The following is a 17,135-nucleotide window of genomic DNA, read 5'->3' as shown; positions in this document are numbered from 1 at the left end:
TCCTCACGGATAACAATAGGAATCGGACGAGCAGTCGCCGCCTTCGAGGCGAACCTGATGCGGTCGGTGGCCCTTTGGCCAATCCACAAAGAAGCGCTCGTCGAACGCGATCCCGCCACCATCGGCGACATCGAGCTTGACCATCCATCCGTCGATGCCTTCGGGATAGAACTGCGGGTCGATGGCGCCATAGAGCGAATTGGTGAAATAGACCCGCTTGCCGTCGCGGCTGATCTCGACCATCTGCGGCCATTCGCTTGTTATCATCGTGTCGTGGCCGAGGTGCCACCAGAAATCATAGGCGAGCTTCTGCGGGCCGCGATCCATTTCCCATTGCCCAAGCACGTCGAAGCTCTGGTGGTCGAGCAGGAAGATGCCGCCGGGCGCCTTTCCATCGCGATCCGCAAGCGCGTTGACATAGATGCCTTCGGGCCCGCAATGGGTGGTGTGCAGCCGTGAATAGTTCGCCTTCTCGGCAATTTCCGCGGGCTCGATCACCCGGACGATCTTCGGATTGCGCGGGTCGGGCTTGGTGTCGATGATGTGGAGACGCGAGGAGCGCAAACCCGGCACCACCAGATAACGACGCTCGACATGCGGGTGCGGCGCGTTGGGACACAGGCAGGAAGAACAGGCGTTCCAGCCGAAATGGTGCAGTTCGTCGCCGACATTCGGCATCTCGACCTGGCCGACGATTTGCGAATAGGTTGAGGACGCCGGATCGACATCGACGACCGCGATCGCGTCCGGCCGTTTTCGATCCGGATCGAACGCCGCCACATAGGCGAGCGTTTCCTTTGGAGCCTTGGCCGCCATGCGCGGTGATGGATAGAAGGAAGGATCGGGTCGCCACGTCGCCATTACATTCTCCCCTCGAGAATTCTTAAATGCGCGGTTCCTGATGCTGCCTCCGGTCATGCGGCAAAAACGCGTCGGAAATGCGGCCCTCTGCCTCATTTCGCTTTGGAGTATCCGAGGCTGTGCGCAGCCCGAAGGGCTGGCGCTCTCCCCGGCGCGTCGCCCTATGTCTCGATGCGAAGCTTCATGCGATCGGCCGCAAACCGACTGCGCGAATATTCCACGGGCCTGCCGTCAAGATCGGCATTGAGCGATTGCGCCTCCAGCACAATCGCACCGGGGGAAAGCTTCAGCATCGAAAGCTCCTCCGCATCCGCATGGCGGGCAACGATCTCGGTCGACTCGCGCACATAGTCGTGAAGGCCGTGGCTGGCGAAGACCTTGGTGACGGAATGCAGCCGCTCGAACTCTTCGGCCATGCGGGGAAAGCGGCAAGCCGGGTAGTAGCTGGAGGACACCGAGAGCGGCCGACCGTCGCCGCTGCTGACGGTCCTGAGCTCGATTACCACGTCACCCGGCGAAATGCCGAGCGCCTTTGCGATCTCGCCATTTGCCGGCAGCTCGGAATGGCCGAGCAAGCGCGAGTCGATCTCCTTCACCTGCTGGCCAAGGCCTTGCGAGAATCGGGTGCGCTTGGAGATCGGGTAACTCACCCGCTCCTTGCGCTCAATCATCGTACCGCGCCCCTGCATGGCGCGCACCAGCCCCTCTTCGGCAAGCGCCGCCAGCGCACTTCTGACCGTGTGCCGGTTGACGCCGAACTCGCCGGCCAGTGTCGTTTCCGGCGGCACCATGCCGGTCGCATCATAGTCGCCATTGCTGATGGCCAGGCGGATCCGGTCGGCGATCTGCCGCCATAGAGCGACCCCCGTCTGGCGCTCCACCACTTTTCTCGTCGCCGGATCTTTTCGCGTCGGCATGTCACAAGCCTGTCATTTGCGGAAGTTATGGAAAAGTATAAGATGTACAGTTGTCTAGATCAATAGACATTTGAGGTGAAGATGATGGATGCGAAGCTGAAACAGGAAAGCCCGCCGGATCCGGCGCGCAAGAAGGCCATGGGGCTGCTCGCCCGCGCAACCCTCGACGAGCTCAACGCCGCCTGGGAAGCGCTTGCCGACAAGCCGGACGTTCATCCGGTCCGCGGTCCTGAAACCGGCCTTGTCATGGTGCGCGGCCGCATCGGTGGCGGCGGCGACGCCTTCAATCTCGGCGAAGCCACTGTTTCGCGTGCCACAATCCGCCTTTCGGCTGGCGAGATCGGCCACGGGCAGTTGCTCGGCACGGACCGGCAGCGCGCGCGGCTCGCGGCCATCTTCGACGCCCTTGCCCAACGTGACGGCGACAGGGTCGGCGTCGATGCCCTGCTTGGCCGCGTGGCTGACCGGCTTGCCCAGGAAGAACGCCGCAAGGCCGAGGAGACCGCGGCCACCCGCGTCGACTTTTTCACCATGGTCCGGGGAGACGACTGATGGCCAGCCAATCGCAGATTTACGCCGGCGCCTTTGCCGATCCGGTCTTTGCAGCCCAGTCCGTGTTCCGCGACCTGATGGATGGCTTTGCCCGCCCGGGCACGATCAAGCGCATCGAGGCGACGAGCACGCCCCCCGCTCCGCTCGCTGCGGCCGCCGGCGCCGTGGCGCTGACCTTGTGCGACCATGACACGCCCGTCTGGCTGACGCCGGCGCTTTCCAAATCGGCCGTTCCGCAGTGGATCGCCTTCCACACGGGTGCTCCGCTTACCACCAGCAAGACCGACGCGCGATTTGCCTTCATCGAAAAGGGCGCAGCCTTCCCCGGCTTCGACCAGTTCTCGCTCGGAACGCAGGAATATCCGGACCGCTCGACGACGCTCGTCATCGAAGTCGAGGCGCTGACCGGCGGCCCGGTGCTGACCGCCAAGGGCCCCGGTATCAAGGACGTGACGGACGTTGCGGTGAAGGGGCTGCCGGACGTCTTTCTTGAATTCTGGACGGCCAATCGCGCGATTTTTCCGCGCGGCGTCGATCTCGTGCTGACGGCGGGAGATCAGCTTCTCTGCCTGCCACGCACCACCCGTCTTTCGCTCAAGGAGGCGTGAGCCATGTATGTAGCCGTCAAGGGCGGGGAAGCCGCCATTGCCAATGCCCACCGCCTTCTCGCCGACCGCCGCCGCGGCGACCGCAATCTTCCCTCGATCACCATCGACCAGGTGGTCGAGCAACTCGGCCTTGCCGTCGACCGGGTGATGGCGGAAGCCTCGCTCTACGACCGCGCGCTCGCAGCCCTCGCAGTGCGCCAAGCGCGCGGCGACATGATCGAAGCGATCTTCATCCTGCGCGCATACCGCACGACGCTGCCGCGCTTCGGTTATTCCGAGCCGGTCGACACCGCCAACATGAAGGTCGAGCGCCGCGTTTCGGCGACCTACAAGGATCTGCCTGGCGGCCAGCTCCTCGGCCCGACCTTCGACTACACCCACCGCCTGCTCGACCCGTCGCTCATCGCTGACGAGGCGGTCGAAGAACCGGCGGTCAAGGAACCCGGCGAACACGTGATGCGCGTCTCCGACATTCTCGACGGTGAAGGCCTGATCGAGGGTGACGGCCAAATGCCCGAAGGCCACGTCATGGGCGACCTCACCCGCGAGCCGATGGAGTTTCCAATGGCGCGGGACCTCCGCCTGCAGGCACTCGCCCGCGGTGACGAAGGCTTCCTGCTGGCCCTCGCCTATTCCACCCAGCGTGGCTACGGCCGCACCCATCCCTTCGTCGGCGAAGTCCGCATTGGCGAAGTGGAAGTAGAACTCGACCTGCCGGAACTCGGCTTTGCCGTCTCGGTCGGTTCGATCAGCGTCACCGAGTGCCAGATGGTCAACCAGTTCATGGGCTCGGCCAAGCAGCCACCACAGTTCACCCGCGGTTACGGCCTCGTCTTCGGCCAGAGCGAACGCAAGGCGATGTCGATGTCGCTGGTCGACCGGGCGCTCCGGACCGACGAGTTCAACGAGGACATCGTTGCGCCAGCACAGGACCAGGAATTCGTCATCTCGCACGCCGACAACGTCCAGGCGACCGGCTTCGTCGAGCACCTGAAGTTGCCGCACTATGTCGACTTCCAGGCTGAACTCGACCTCGTCCGCCGCATGCGTCGCGACTACGACGCCGCGAATTCGGGCGAGGCGTCGAAGGAACAGCGGGAGGCGGCCGAATGATCGCTCACGCCTCCATCGGCGACAGAGGTTCAGTCGCCGCCGCCGTCTCCACCGCCGCAATCGCCGCTGTCGCCGGCATCGCCTCCAGCACCGACGTAACCGGAACCGTCGTCCTTGCGCGGCCTGGTATCGGGCTCACGGCGGGCGTTGCGGGCGGCCCAATAGAGGACTGCCAGCGCCGCCGCGACGATCGCAACCACCCCGACGACTATCTCGCTCACATCCTGGCCCCATCAGCGGTCGACACACTCAAGGGTAATCGGCGATGAACGACCTTGCTACCTATAATTTCGCCTATCTGGACGAACAGACCAAGCGCATGATCCGTCGGGCGATCCTGAAGGCGATCGCTATTCCCGGCTATCAGGTGCCCTTCGCCTCGCGCGAAATGCCGATGCCCTATGGCTGGGGCACCGGCGGCGTCCAGGTGACGGCCTCGATCCTCGGGCCACATGACGTACTGAAGGTCATCGACCAGGGTGCAGACGACACCACCAACGCGGTCTCGATCCGCGCCTTCTTCCAGAAGGTCGCCGACGTCGCCGTCACCACCCGGACGAAAGAGGCGACGATCATCCAGACGCGCCATCGCATCCCGGAGGAAAAGCTCTCCGAGGGTCAGACGCTCGTCTACCAGGTGCCGATCCCGGAACCACTGCGTTTCCTCGAGCCGCGCGAGACCGAGACGCGCAAGATGCATGCGCTCGAGGAATACGGGCTGATGCATGTGAAGCTCTACGAGGACATCGCCCGCAACGGCCATATCGCGACGACCTACGCCTATCCGGTCAAGGTCGAGGGTCGTTACGTGATGGACCCGTCGCCGACACCGAAGTTCGACAATCCGAAGATGCACATGTCGGAAGCGCTGCAACTCTTCGGCGCTGGCCGCGAAAAGCGGATCTACGCCGTGCCGCCCTATACCGACGTCGTCAGCCTTGATTTCGACGACCATCCCTTCGAGATCCAAACGTTCGACAAGCCCTGCGCGCTCTGCGGCGCAGAGGACGTCTATCTCGACGAAGTGATCCTCGACGACAAGGGCGGACGCATGTTCGTCTGCTCCGATACCGATCATTGCGAAGACCGCCGCGCCTGTGGCCATGCAGGTCACATGCTCGCACGCCAGGAGGCCGCAGAATGAGTACGCTCCCGCTTCTGAAAGTGAACGACGTCTCGAAGTTCTACGGAAGCCGCATCGGCTGCCGCAACGTCTCCTTCGAGCTCTATGCGGGCGAAGTGCTCGCCATCGTCGGCGAATCCGGCTCGGGCAAGACGACGCTGCTCTCGTGCCTGTCGACCCGGCTGATGCCGACCTCCGGCATCGTCGAGTACCACATGCGCGACGGCCAGTACCGCGACCTTGCCCGCATGGGCGAGGCCGAGCGTCGCTTCCTGATGCGCACCGACTGGGGCTTCGTGCACCAGAACCCAGCCGATGGCCTGCGCATGACAGTTTCGGCCGGCGCCAATGTCGGCGAACGCCTGATGGCCGTCGGCGATCGCCACTACGGCAACATCCGCGCCACCGCCAGCGACTGGCTTGAGCGGGTGGAAATCGGCATCGACCGCATAGACGACCAACCCCGCGCCTTCTCGGGCGGCATGCGCCAGCGCCTGCAGATAGCCCGAAACCTCGTCACCTCCCCTCGCCTCGTCTTCATGGATGAGCCGACCGGCGGTCTCGACGTCTCGGTTCAGGCGCGCCTGCTCGATCTGGTGCGTGGCCTCGTGCATGATCTTGGCCTTGCCGCCATCATCGTCACACACGACCTCGCCGTCGCCCGCCTTCTCTCGCACCGCATGATGGTGATGAAGGATGGCGCCGTCATCGAACAGGGGCTGACCGACCGCGTGCTCGACGATCCGCGCGAGCCCTACACCCAGCTTCTCGTTTCCTCGATTTTGCAGGTCTGATCATGGCAACTCCTCTCGTTGTTTCCGAAGTCGCAAAAAGCTTCACCATGCACCTGCGCGACGGTATTCGCCGGCCGGTCGTCGCCAACGTCTCATTCTCGGTGAAGGCTGGCGAATGCGTCGTTCTCGGCGGCCCCTCCGGCGTCGGCAAGAGCTCGATCCTGAAAATGCTCTACGGCAATTATGGCGTCGACGAAGGCCAGATCCTGATGGATCACGACGGCAAGCTGGTGAACCTCGCAACCGCCGAGCCGCGCACCGTGCTTGAAGTCCGGCGCACCACGCTCGGCTATGTCAGCCAGTTCCTGCGGGTCGTTCCGCGTGTTTCCTCCCTCGATATCGTCGCCGAGCCGCTTCAGGCCCGCGGCATGCCGCTCGAAGAGGCCCGCACCCACGCGGCCGAACTCCTGAACAAGCTCAACTTGCCGCGCGAACTCTGGAGCCTGCCACCGGCAACCTTCTCCGGCGGCGAGCAGCAGCGCGTCAACATCGCCCGCGGCTTCATCACCGACCACAAGATCCTTTTGCTGGACGAACCGACCGCTTCGCTCGATGCGAAGAACCGGGCGGTCGTGGTCGAGCTGATTGCCGAGAAAAAGGCCAAGGGCACGGCCCTGATCGGCATCTTCCACGACGAGGAAGTGCGCGACGCGGTTGCCGACCGCATCCTCGACGTTTCGGCCTTCTCGCCCAGAAAGGCTGCCGCATGAGCCAGAAGCTCGGGCTCGAGCCCTTCATCCACCCGACGGCGAGCGTCAACAATTCGACGCTCGGGCGCTACACCGAAGTGCAGGAGCGCTCGCGGCTCGACGAGGTCGAGTTCGGCGACTACTCCTACATCATGCAGGACGGCTCGATCTGGTGCGCGACGATCGGCAAGTTCGTCAACATCGCCGCCGCCGTGCGCATCAACGCCACCAACCACCCGACCTGGCGCGCGACGCTGCATCACTTCACTTATCGCGCGCCGAATTATTGGGACGACACCGAACTCGACCACGATCTCTTCGCCTGGCGACGGTCGAACCGGGTGACGATCGGCCATGATGTCTGGATCGGCCACGGCGCCACCATTCTGCCGGGCGTCACCGTCGGCAACGGCGCCGTCATCGGTGCCGGTGCGGTGGTCTCGAAGGACGTCGCCCCCTACACCATCGTCGGCGGCGTTCCGGCGAAGCTCATCCGCGACCGTTTCAACGAAGGCGTCGGCGAGCGCATGGACGCGCTTTCCTGGTGGGATTGGGACCACCAGCGCCTGCGCCGCGCACTCGACGATTTCCGCGAGCTGACGGCCGAGGAATTTTTGGTGCGTTACGCCTGAGTGATACGGCGCCGGGCACAGGTTCGGCGCCGTTACGGCCCATTCACCAGCCTCAGGATCAACTGGTGAATGTTGCCGCCATCGGTCAGTTCCACCTGATCGAAGTCGCGGCTGCGCTGGCGCTGCGTCTGCGAGAGCGCACCGAGGCGCTTGGTCATTTCCGTCCGGATCTTCTGGCACTTCGGGTCGTCAGGAACGGAGAACCCCAGCGTTGCCTGCTCGATCGCGCGCACCATCTCCTTGATGAAATCGCCGTGCACGAGCTCGTGCTTGCGCACGCCGTCGATGAAGACGTCCCAGTTCTCGCGCGTGCCTGAAGGCAGCGGCTTTGCCGGTTTCGGCAAAGTATAGGTGATGATCAGCTTCGGCTTTGCCACTGCCAGCACACAGGCGCCGCCCTGCTCTTCGTATTTTCGCGTCCAGGTCAGCTTGAAATTGGTGTGGGCGATTGCCCTGCCGATACCAGCCTTGGGGCCGCGCTCGCCGATCGAGGCATAGAGCTCCGCGCCCGTCTGTCCGTTGACGGTGTAGAGCGCTTCCTTTTCGACCGCCTGCCATTCCGCCGAGGCGGTGTGCGGCGCGCTTGCGAAACAAAGGGCAATCAGCCCAAAACAAAGGCTTCTGTTCAATCCGGTCCCTCGACATTCGCTCTCATGGCCCAACTCCCGCCGGCCTTCCTTAACCGCGAATCGGAGGATGGCGACAGCGCAAAATGCAAAGGCACCGCACGCTCGTCTGAGTGTGCGGTGCCTTTGTTGTCATATGCGTCCCTGCCGAGCCAGCCATGGGAGGAGCGCCGGCCCGACGCCGGAGGTTAGTTGACGGCCGTCAGCGTCATCGACGTGCCGGTTGCGGCCAGGTTGAGGCCGATCTGGCCGGTCACGCTGATCGTCTGCAGGTGGATCGACCCGGAGGTGCCGCCGACGAGGATGTTGGCACCGATACCGGCGCCGACGGTCGCTTCTGCGGTTGCACCCTGATAGAGGCCGCCGAGCGAGCCGCGGTGGTAGCCGGCGGTCGGGGCGAACACGGCCCAGATCAGGCGGCTCTGCGTCGTGAAGCCGACATCGACGCCCATCTTGCGGATGGCGCCCGAGTAGTGGTCGGACGCTTCGGCGCCCATGGTCGAGCGGAAGACGCAATCGACTTCCTTGGCCGACCCAAGCACGTAGCCGACACCGCCGGCGATGTTGCAGTCGAGGTAGCCGATCTTGACGCCATTGCTGGTGTCGGGCTCAGGCTGCGGTTGAACTGTCGCGAGATCGGCTGCGTTTGCGGCGATCGCGCCAGCGAGAACCAGAGACGCTGCGGACACCTTCACGGCAAAACTCTTTTTCATTCTTGTCTCCTTCTCGGAACGTCAGAAATGATTGTCATTTGACCGGCGGCACGCGAACTCAAAAACATAGCGCACGCTGCAGGAAAACAAAGCCATAGCCCGCGATCAGGCGATTCCGTGGCAAGCTTTTAGCAGATGATAAAATTGGTCGGGTTTCCCCAACAATGACTGCAGATAGTGTTGAAAAAGCCACGAAAAGGCGGGGCTTGAGCCTTCTGCCAACGCGTGCTGGCGCGGCATCGTGTGACGGCGGCGCCAAACGGCGCAGAGAGAGGCGGTCACATCGGGAGAGGTTTCCGATCGGGCGACGACGCCGCCCGACCGGAGGAGACAATTAATCTCAGGCCTTTGCGGCCTGCGCCAGCACACCGGCGGCAACGCGAGCCGTCAGCGCCAGCGAAACGGCGCCGGCGTCCGGATGGCCTATGCTCTTTTCGGCGAGCGGCCGTGCACGGCCGAGCTTCGGCGTCAGGCTCGAAGTCGCTTCCGCCGCTTCGGTCGCAGCCTTTGCCGCCGCCTGCCATGCCTCGATAAGCGGCTTTCCGGCGGCAAACTCGCGCTCGAGGGTCTCGACGAAAGGCACCAGCGCATCGACCAGCGTCTTGTCGCCGATACGGGCGCGGCCGAGGCGGGTCACGCCATCGAGCGCACGGCGGGCGCCGTCGACAACAGCGGCATCGCTCGGGGCTGCATCATCGCTGAAGGCATTGCTCCAGGCGCGCAGCAGCAGGCCCCAGATCGCGCCCGACGTGCCGCCGGCCCGGTCCGCCCAGGCATCGCCTGCCACCGCCAGCACGCTGGCGGCACCTGCGCCGGCAGCCACAGCGGCCTTTGCCGCTTCGTCCGCCGCCGCCGAACCGCGGCGCATACCCTGTCCGTGGTCGCCGTCACCGGCAAAGGCGTCGATGCGACCGAGCTCGTCTTCCGCCTGCTTCAGCGCTTCGGCCATTTCGCCGATCAGCCGCGCAATGCACACGCCGCTCTGACGGGAAGCCTCGGAAGCCGGCGCGAAGGAGATCGCTTCGTCATCATCCTTGAGCGTGTCGGTCGCGGGTTCCGTGGCGATGATTACGCCCTTGCGCAGCGCCGGCGCATCGCAGGCAGCGCGCCAGTAGGTCTCGAGCTCGTCGTTCAGCCACATCAGCGTCAGCGAGCAACCCTGCATGTCGAGGCTGGTGACGAATTCACCGCATTCCGGATCGACGATCTCGAGGCCGGCCGCTTTCAGTTCCTTTTCAATCGCGACCCAAAGCACGAAGAGTTCTTCATACTTGGTCGAGCCGAGGCCGTTCAGAAGCGGTGCGACCTTGCGCACGTCGGCCGGCCGCTCGGCAAGCAGCTTGCCGACGAGCAGCTTGGCGAATTCTGTCGCCGAAACCATCTTTTCTTCGCGGATGCCCGGTTCGCCGTGGATACCGAGACCAAGCGCCATCTCGCCCTTCGGAACGGTGAAGAGCGGTCCCTTGGCGCCCGGAAGCGTGCAGCCGCCGAAAGCAACGCCGAAGGAGACGGTGCGGTCGTTGGCAAGACGGGTGACGCGCTCGACCTCATCGAGATTGAGGCCAGCTTCGGCCGCAGCTCCAGCAACCTTGAAGACCACGAGGTCGCCGGCGATGCCGCGGCGCTTAGCGGGCGTTTCTGCAGACGCGCTGGCGACGTCATCCGTCACCGGCACGATACGCACATCGATGCCTTCGGCGCGCAGGCGCTCGGCGGCAACACCGAAGTTCAGGACGTCGCCGGCATAGTTGCCAAAGCCGAGAAGAATGCCACCACCCTGGCTCGCCTGGCGGCAGACGCGGGCAACGGCCGCAGTCGACGGCGAGGCAAAGACATCGCCGGCCACGGCCGCATCCGCCATGCCCGGGCCGACATAGCCGGCAAATGCTGGATAGTGGCCGGAGCCGCCGCCAACGACGACCGCGACCTTGCCCTTCGGCACCTTGGTCGAGCGCACGACCCCGCCCTTCACGAGACGGACGTTGCGCGCGTAGATCGAGCTGAATCCGGCAAGCGCGGTCGTCGCAAATTCTTCCGGTGCGTCAAAGATTGTGGTCATCGCGTCTCTTCCCTTAGTCGCGAGGCAGAATACGCCTCAGATAGTCCCGATTGGCGGCGCTGACGGAGAGCCCGTCGCCGCCGTAATGCTCGCAGAGGAACGGGCTGTCGAAGCCATGCGCCAAGGCCATGCGAATCGCCGCCCGATAGTTGATGACGCCGAATTCCAGCGGCGCCGGATGGGTGACCACCAGGCCCGAGGTCTCATCCTCGGTGCGGTAGTAGTTCTTGACGTGCCAGTATTTGGCAAAGGGTGCAACCTTGGCCATCATCGGCTGCCAGTGCTCCACCGGACGGTGAAGGCGCACGAGATTGCCGAGGTCGGCATTGATGCCGACGTTCGAAAGGCCGACATCGGTGACGAAGCGCACAGCGCTGTCGGCTGAGCCGATATAGGTGTCCTCGTACATTTCGAGCGCGAGCTCGATGCCGAGTTCCTCGGCATGGCGACCGAGTTCGCGGATGCGCTGAACCGCCTTCTGCCAGATTGCCGGATCTTCCGGGTTCTTGACGCCATCCACGGTCCAGAACCAGAGCGCCTTCTTCTGGGCGTCGGTCAAAGGCCCGAAGAAGCCGAAGGAGACCGAGCCCGCGCCGATCGCCGCGGCCGTGTCGATGACACGATGCCCATAGGCGAGATATTCGTCGCCATGTTCCGGATCGATGACGCTACGACGCGCCGTCGAGATTGCCGGCATGGAAAGGCCGAGGTCTCGCGTCAGCTTGACGAAGTCATCCCGGCGCGAGGCCGACAGATCGGCGAGCCGGATCCAGCTGTCGGTCGGGTCGAGCTCGGTGAAGCCGGCGTCGACGACATCGGCAAGCGTTTCTGCCCATTGTTCGACCGACTGATCCTGAACGGAGCTGCCATCGGCAAGCACGTTCGGATACTGGATCATCGCGGCCGCGATCGGCCAGGTTTCACGGGTCCATTTGCGCGATGGCTTCGCCATGGTTTTCCTCACTCATTCTTGCGACGCAGTCCCGAAGGGGCCCGCGCCGCGTTTTTCCGATGCGCTCGTTTGGGTTGCGGCGGCTCCGTCAAGCCGCCGCGCTGCCGTCGCCATGCGGGGGAGCCGCATCTTGGCTGCGCTTGCGGGCGAGGCCGATCAGCCCGAAGACAAGCGGCGACAGCAGAAGGGCAAGAGCAAGCGCCATCAGAGAGGAAACCAGCGGGTTTGACCAGAAGATGTTCAGCGTGCCGCCCGAAAGAAGCATCGATTGGCGGAACGCGTCCTCAGCCTTGTCGCCGAGCACCATGGCCAGAACCAGCGGCGCCAGCGGGTAGTCGAGCTTCTTGAAGACATAGCCGAGCACGCCGAAGCCGATGACCATGAAGATGTCGGAGACCGAGTTTGCCACCTGATAGGCGCCGGAGAAGATGACGGCGACGATGATCGGGCCGATGATCGCAAAGGGCACGCGCAGGATCGAGGCGTAGAGCGGCACCGTGGCGATCACCAGGAACACGGCGACGACGTTGCCGAGATACATGGACGCGATCAGGCCCCAGACGAAGTCCGGCCGCTCGGTAAAGAGCATCGGGCCGGGGGTCAGACCCCAGATCATCAGGCCGCCCATCATGACGGCAGCCGTTGCCGAGCCGGGAACGCCGAGCGCCAGCATCGGCAGCAGCGCCGAGGTACCGGCCGAGTGGTCAGCCGTCTCCGGTGCGACGACGCCGCGCGGGTCGCCCTTGCCGAACTTCGACTTGTCACGGGCCGAGCGGCGGGCAACGCCGTAGCTCATGAAGGAAGCGGCGGTCGGGCCGGCGGGCGTGATGCCCATCCAGATACCGATGATGGTCGAGCGCAGGATCGTGAACCAGTAGCGCGGGATCTCGACCAGTGTGCGGCCGATCTCGACGAGCTTGACGCGCGCCTTGATGCCTTCGAAGCGCAGCCCTTCTTCCGTCGTCAGCAGCAGTTCGCCGATGCCGAAGAGGCCCATGACCGCGATCAGGAAGCTGACACCCTTGATCAGGCTCGGGATATCGAAGGTCAGACGCAGGTCGCCCGAGATCGTGTCCATGCCGACGGATGCAAGCGCAAAGCCAAGCATCATCGAGACGAGCGTCTTGAAGGGCGATTGCGCGCCCATCGAGATGAAGCTTGCAAAGGCCAGGAAATAGACCGCGAAATACTCCGGCGACGAGAAGCGCAGCGCGAAGTTCGCGACCCAACCGGAAAGCAGCGTGATCATCACGACGCCGGCCAGCGCACCGATGCCGGCGGAAACGAAGGCGAGTGTCAGAGCCCGGCTCGCCTGCCCGGCCTTGGCCATCGGGTAGCCGTCGAACGTGGTCGCCACCGACGAGGGTTCGCCGGGAATGTTGAACAGGATCGATGTGGTCGATCCGCCGAAGAGTGCGCCCCAGTACATGCAGGAGAGCAGGATGATGGCGGAGATGGGATCCATCGAGAACGTCAGCGGCAAAAGCAGCGAAACGCCGTTCGGCGCGCCGAGGCCGGGCAGCACGCCGACCAGAATGCCGAGCGTGACGCCGATCATCATCAGCAGGATATGGTTCCAGCTGAGGATGTGGCCGAAGCCATCGATCAGAAGACCGATATTTTCCATGTCATTCCTCCCGGGGCTTAAAGCGCGTCACGATCCTTGAGGTCCGCTCCCTGCGCTTTAAGTCTTTGATTTTTTGCTTGTCGTTAGCGCTTGCGCGACATGCCGTTGGGCGGTCGGGATCAATAGATCCCGAACCAGGCCTCGATCGGTCCCTTGAGCAGCGGAACCTTGAAACCGAACTCGAAAATGATGAAGAAAAACAGCGAAACGGCGATACCCGACGGCAACGCGATCCACCATTTGTAGCGCCCCTGGAAGAGCATGGTTCCGGCGATATAGAGCGCCGTGCCGACATAGAGGCCGAGCCAGGCGGATACGCCGGCAAAGGCGACCAGCGGCAGCAGGAACGACGTCACCACCTTGGCGCGGTGGCCGTCGATGAAGATCTCGCCGGACCCGCGATGTTTGACAAGGGCGTGGATCGCATTGGCGACGCTTCCGAGAAGGATCAGAAGGCCGACGTAGAAGGGAAAATAGCCGGCTTCGGGACCGAATTCCGTCCAGCCCGCGCCGATATCGAGAGATCCGTAGCAGACCGCAGCGCCAAAGGCGCCGGTCAGCGCGGCAACACCAAGCTCAACCGCGAAGCGGGAGACCCCATTCGCACCGTTCTCGCTCATGATCGTGACCTTTCAAACCGAATGACGGGTCAAAGCGAATGACGGGCGCCAGATGGCACCCGTCCCGATCGTCGCCTGTTAGTTGGCGAGCCAACCTTCGCGCTTCAGCACTTCGCCGACAGCAGCGCCATCCATCTCGATGGCGGCCTTGAAGTCGTCGCCCGCAATGTAGGCGGGCGACTGCGACGTGTCGGTCAGGTACTTCGCCCATTCCGGCGTTTCCGAAACCTTGCGCATCAGGTCGGCATAGAACTTGACCACATCCTGGTCAACGCCAGCCGGCAGCCAGACGGTGCGCGGCATGGAGTAGTTGTCGATGGCGATGCCCGTCTCCTTGCAGGTCGGAATGTCGCTCCAGCCCTTGTCGCCAGCAACCTTGGCGTCGTTGGTGAGCTTGACGCTCTTGAAGACGCAAAGCGGCTTGACCATGCCGGCCTGCCACTGACCCAGGTTCTCGCTCGGGTTGTTGACGTTGGCGTCGAGGTGCTCGCCGGCGAGTTGGACGGCTGCTTCGCCGCCGCTCTTGAACGGGATGTAGTTGATCGTCGCGCCGGTCGCCTCGTTGATCATCGAGGTGAGGATCTGGTCGACGTCCTTCGACTGGCTGCCGCCGATCTTCAGGCCGCCTTCCTTTGCCTTGGCGGCAAAGTCGGCTGCGGTGTTGTAGGACGCCTTGCCGTTGACCCAGAGAATGAACTCGTCGGAGGCAAGAGCTGCAACCGGGGTCAGGTCTTCGATCTTGTAGGGAACCTTGGCGCGGACCGGCAGGAGGTAGGCGTTGTTCGTGCCGAAGGTGAGCTTGTAGGCATCGCCCTTGTTGGTCGCCGTGTAGACGAAGCCCTCGGCGCCACCGGCGCTGCCCTTGTTGGTGACAACGACCGGAGCCTTCATCAGCTCGTACTTGCCGATGATCGCCTGGATCGTGCGGGCAAAGATGTCGGTGCCGCCGCCGGGGCCGGCGGTGACGACGAATTCAACCGGACGGTCGGGCTCGAAAGCGGCGGCCGGAGCGGCAACGCCGAAAACGGCTGCCATGATGCATGCGATGGATACGGTATTCTTCATGCGGGTCCTCCCGTTTTTGTGGTTCTGCGGCGCAAGACCTCCTCCTGCGCCGTTATTGCTTGAAAGCGTGCGAAATCAGGCAGCAGCCTTGAGTGCCGCCTTTTTCTTCGCCATGCGCACGGCCAGAAGCAGCGCTTCGCGGCTGGCGCCGACGTCGGCAATGCCCTTGCCGGCGATGTCGTAGGCAGTGCCGTGAGCCGGCGTGCACAGCGGGAACGGCAGGCCGCCCATCATGGTCACGCCCTTGTCAAAGCCGATCAGCTTCATCGCGATCTGGCCCTGGTCGTGGTACATGGTCATGACGGCATTGTAGCCTTCCTTCAGCGCACGGCCGAAGACCGTGTCGGCCGGGAACGGGCCATCGACGTTGAAGCCGAGCGCCTTGGCCTTTTCGACCGCAGGCTCGATGATGTCGATCTCTTCCATGCCGAAGCTGCCGCCGTCGCCGGCGTGCGGGTTGAGGCCGGCAACAGCAATCTTCGCCTCGCTGTAACCGGCTTCCTTGAGGCAGCTCTGGGTCAGCTCGAGTTCGGCAAGGATCGCCTCGACCGACAGGTTGTCGGCCACTTCCTTGATCGGAATGTGCGAGGTGACGCGGGCGTTCCAGACCTTCTCGAGAACGTTGAATTCCCGGACCTTGCCGGTGAAGCTGAGAACGTCGGAAACGAAACGGATCTCGTCGTCGTAGCCCGGATAGGCAAAGCGCATCGCCTTCTTGTTGAAGGGCGTGAAGCAGACCGCCTCCGCCTTTCCGGCATGCGCCAGTTCAAGCGCTACGCGGAAGTTGCGGGTCGCAAAGGTGCCACCAGCAAGCGTCGCCTCGCCGCGAACGACGTCGGCCGGATCGAGATGACCAAGGTCGACGAACACGTGGCGTTCGGTCCCGGCAGCAGCGACGCCTTCCAGGGTCGAGGAGGCAAGATCGAGCGTGACGCCGGCAATGCGAGCACCCTCATCGAGGATGCGACGATCGCCGATCGTGATGATGTGGGCAGCCTCGCGAATATCGGAAAGCGCCAGCAGCTTTGCCGTGAGTTCCGGACTGATGCCGGCCGGATCGCCCATAGCGAGCGCGATGACAGGACGCGCGCCGGTAGCGGCTACACCGTTGGTCGTCATGAGAGATGTCCTCCACTTCATTCTTTCGAAAGCCGTCATACGTTATTCAAAATTCTGCATCAAGTCTTTTGTATTCTGTATGCAGCATTTTCTGTTGACGATATCGGGGGCCGTCTCCATGCTTTAATGAGACAGCGCTGATTCAATTGGCGCGAACGGGAACAGACGGCCGACACTTCAGTCGCCAGATGCAGAAGCGAAACGATGAACGAAATTACCTCTCTGGAGAAACGCCCCGAGGGCGGCCCCGGCCCGATCCGACGCACTGCGCTGCACGACACGCTGGTCACGCATCTGCGCGACATGATCATCGAGGGTGATCTCTCGCCCGGCACGCGGCTGCATGAAGGTCAACTCGGCGAACAGCTTGGCGTCTCGCGCACGCCGTTGCGCGAAGCGATCAAGTATCTGGCGAGCGAAGGGCTCGTGGAGCTCGTTCCGAGCCGCGGCGCCGTCGTCAAGCGCTTCAGCGCCAAGGACGTACAAGACATGCTGACGGTTTTGCAGACGCTGGAAGAGCTTGCCGGCAAGCTCGCTTGTGAAGCCGCCAGCGACGCCGGCATCGCCGAAGTTCGCGCGCTCCACGACGAGATGGTCGCGCGATACAAGGCCGGGGACCGGCTGCAATACTACAAGCTCAACCAGCAGATCCATTCGGCCATCGCCCAACTGGCAGCAAACGTCGCCCTGGCGGACATGCATGCGATCTTGCAGACGCGGCTGAAGCGCATTCGCTTCATCGGCCACGAGGGACCTGAAAAATGGGCAGCGGCCGTTGCCGAGCATGAAGAAATGATCGTCGCGCTCGAAGCCCGCGACAAGACAAGGCTCTCCGAAGTTCTCGGTCGGCACCTTATGAATGCCTGGGAACGCGTGCGCGCCGCGGTGTAGGCGACGCTCCAGCTTCAGCGCAAGTGAGCCCTGGCAGGCTCACCCGGTCGCGCCTTCTATCAGAACTTTGCATAGCCGTTGATAACGGCCGCGGCATTTCTCGCGCCGCCTGCTTTTGCCATGCGATGGTTGCGTCCAGCACTGAGAGATTGGAAAGAACGACCGTCGCCCTAG

19 protein-coding genes are annotated in these 17,135 nt (G+C 63.5%); 8 read left to right on the top strand and 11 right to left on the bottom strand.

Annotated features, from left to right (window positions below):
- Positions 1-3: 3 nt before the first annotated feature.
- Both ACIQUG_RS26630 and phnF read right to left on the bottom strand, forming a co-directional pair.
- Complete coding sequence (locus ACIQUG_RS26630; RefSeq protein WP_402325163.1) at positions 4-861, bottom strand: selenium-binding protein SBP56-related protein; 858 nt, start codon at positions 859-861, stop codon at positions 4-6.
- Between the two features lie 161 nt (positions 862-1,022).
- Positions 1,023-1,778, bottom strand: coding sequence for a phosphonate metabolism transcriptional regulator PhnF (gene phnF, locus ACIQUG_RS26625; RefSeq protein ID WP_402325162.1), 756 nt, complete (start codon positions 1,776-1,778; stop codon positions 1,023-1,025).
- An 84-nt stretch (positions 1,779-1,862) separates the two neighbouring features.
- Here phnF and phnG point away from each other — a divergent pair, with 84 nt between their 5' ends.
- From phnG to ACIQUG_RS26610, 3 genes are read left to right on the top strand one after another with little or no spacing between them, the layout of a single operon-like run.
- On the top strand, positions 1,863-2,330 hold the full coding sequence (gene phnG / locus ACIQUG_RS26620) for a phosphonate C-P lyase system protein PhnG (protein WP_402325211.1): 468 nt from the start codon (positions 1,863-1,865) through the stop codon (positions 2,328-2,330).
- Positions 2,330-2,938, top strand: a complete 609-nt coding sequence (phnH, locus tag ACIQUG_RS26615; RefSeq protein WP_402325161.1) for a phosphonate C-P lyase system protein PhnH — start codon at positions 2,330-2,332, stop codon at positions 2,936-2,938. The genes phnG and phnH overlap by 1 nt, the downstream gene beginning before the upstream one ends.
- A 3-nt stretch (positions 2,939-2,941) precedes the next feature.
- Positions 2,942-4,051, top strand: a complete 1,110-nt coding sequence (locus ACIQUG_RS26610; RefSeq protein WP_402325160.1) for a carbon-phosphorus lyase complex subunit PhnI — start codon at positions 2,942-2,944, stop codon at positions 4,049-4,051.
- 29 nt (positions 4,052-4,080) lie between these two features.
- Here ACIQUG_RS26610 and ACIQUG_RS26605 read toward each other — a convergent pair whose 3' ends face one another.
- Entirely contained in the window at positions 4,081-4,272 is a 192-nt protein-coding gene (locus ACIQUG_RS26605) for a hypothetical protein (RefSeq protein ID WP_402325159.1), read from the bottom strand.
- Between the two features lie 44 nt (positions 4,273-4,316).
- Between ACIQUG_RS26605 and ACIQUG_RS26600 the strand changes: the two genes are divergently transcribed.
- Genes ACIQUG_RS26600 through ACIQUG_RS26585 form a run of 4 tightly spaced genes read left to right on the top strand, consistent with a single transcriptional unit; the run spans position 4,317 to position 7,289 of the window.
- Positions 4,317-5,195: an alpha-D-ribose 1-methylphosphonate 5-phosphate C-P-lyase PhnJ gene (locus tag ACIQUG_RS26600; RefSeq protein ID WP_402325158.1), complete on the top strand. Its 879-nt coding sequence runs from the start codon at positions 4,317-4,319 to the stop codon at positions 5,193-5,195.
- Entirely contained in the window at positions 5,192-5,968 is a 777-nt protein-coding gene (gene phnK / locus ACIQUG_RS26595; protein ID WP_043623284.1) for a phosphonate C-P lyase system protein PhnK, read from the top strand. Before ACIQUG_RS26600 ends, phnK begins: the two co-directional genes overlap by 4 nt.
- A gap of 2 nt (positions 5,969-5,970) precedes the next feature.
- A complete protein-coding gene (phnL, locus tag ACIQUG_RS26590; protein ID WP_034800087.1) occupies positions 5,971-6,678 on the top strand; it encodes a phosphonate C-P lyase system protein PhnL in 708 nt (235 codons plus the stop codon).
- Positions 6,675-7,289: a DapH/DapD/GlmU-related protein gene (locus ACIQUG_RS26585; RefSeq protein ID WP_043623290.1), complete on the top strand. Its 615-nt coding sequence runs from the start codon at positions 6,675-6,677 to the stop codon at positions 7,287-7,289. The genes phnL and ACIQUG_RS26585 overlap by 4 nt, the downstream gene beginning before the upstream one ends.
- Before the next feature lie 32 nt (positions 7,290-7,321).
- On the opposite strand, the gene ACIQUG_RS26580 is transcribed toward ACIQUG_RS26585, so the two are convergent.
- The 8 genes from ACIQUG_RS26580 to ACIQUG_RS26545 form a co-directional block, all read right to left on the bottom strand.
- Positions 7,322-7,918 (bottom strand): DUF922 domain-containing Zn-dependent protease, encoded by a 597-nt coding sequence (locus tag ACIQUG_RS26580; protein WP_402325157.1) that lies wholly within the window; start codon positions 7,916-7,918, stop codon positions 7,322-7,324.
- 185 nt (positions 7,919-8,103) lie between these two features.
- On the bottom strand, positions 8,104-8,628 hold the full coding sequence (locus tag ACIQUG_RS26575) for a DUF992 domain-containing protein (RefSeq protein ID WP_034800084.1): 525 nt from the start codon (positions 8,626-8,628) through the stop codon (positions 8,104-8,106).
- Between the two features lie 340 nt (positions 8,629-8,968).
- Entirely contained in the window at positions 8,969-10,687 is a 1,719-nt protein-coding gene (locus ACIQUG_RS26570; protein ID WP_402325156.1) for a dihydroxyacetone kinase family protein, read from the bottom strand.
- A gap of 13 nt (positions 10,688-10,700) precedes the next feature.
- Positions 10,701-11,639, bottom strand: a complete 939-nt coding sequence (locus ACIQUG_RS26565) for a sugar phosphate isomerase/epimerase family protein (protein WP_402325155.1) — start codon at positions 11,637-11,639, stop codon at positions 10,701-10,703.
- A gap of 88 nt (positions 11,640-11,727) precedes the next feature.
- Complete coding sequence (locus tag ACIQUG_RS26560; protein ID WP_402325153.1) at positions 11,728-13,266, bottom strand: tripartite tricarboxylate transporter permease; 1,539 nt, start codon at positions 13,264-13,266, stop codon at positions 11,728-11,730.
- A 119-nt stretch (positions 13,267-13,385) separates the two neighbouring features.
- Positions 13,386-13,886 carry a tripartite tricarboxylate transporter TctB family protein gene (locus ACIQUG_RS26555; protein ID WP_043614681.1) on the bottom strand — a complete coding sequence of 167 codons (501 nt, stop codon included), beginning with the start codon at positions 13,884-13,886 and terminating at the stop codon, positions 13,386-13,388.
- A 78-nt stretch (positions 13,887-13,964) separates the two neighbouring features.
- On the bottom strand, positions 13,965-14,951 hold the full coding sequence (locus ACIQUG_RS26550) for a Bug family tripartite tricarboxylate transporter substrate binding protein (RefSeq protein WP_402325152.1): 987 nt from the start codon (positions 14,949-14,951) through the stop codon (positions 13,965-13,967).
- A gap of 75 nt (positions 14,952-15,026) precedes the next feature.
- On the bottom strand, positions 15,027-16,070 hold the full coding sequence (locus ACIQUG_RS26545; protein WP_402325150.1) for a 4-hydroxythreonine-4-phosphate dehydrogenase PdxA: 1,044 nt from the start codon (positions 16,068-16,070) through the stop codon (positions 15,027-15,029).
- A 204-nt stretch (positions 16,071-16,274) separates the two neighbouring features.
- Here ACIQUG_RS26545 and ACIQUG_RS26540 point away from each other — a divergent pair, with 204 nt between their 5' ends.
- A complete protein-coding gene (locus ACIQUG_RS26540; RefSeq protein WP_402325149.1) occupies positions 16,275-16,961 on the top strand; it encodes a GntR family transcriptional regulator in 687 nt (228 codons plus the stop codon).
- The last annotated feature ends 174 nt before the right edge of the window (positions 16,962-17,135 follow it).

It is taken from the genome of Ensifer sp. NPDC090286 (genome assembly GCF_044769565.1).
Taxonomy (GTDB): domain Bacteria; phylum Pseudomonadota; class Alphaproteobacteria; order Rhizobiales; family Rhizobiaceae; genus Ensifer.
Note: the sequence above shows the minus strand (reverse complement) of the source record. Positions and strands in the feature narration are given on the sequence as shown.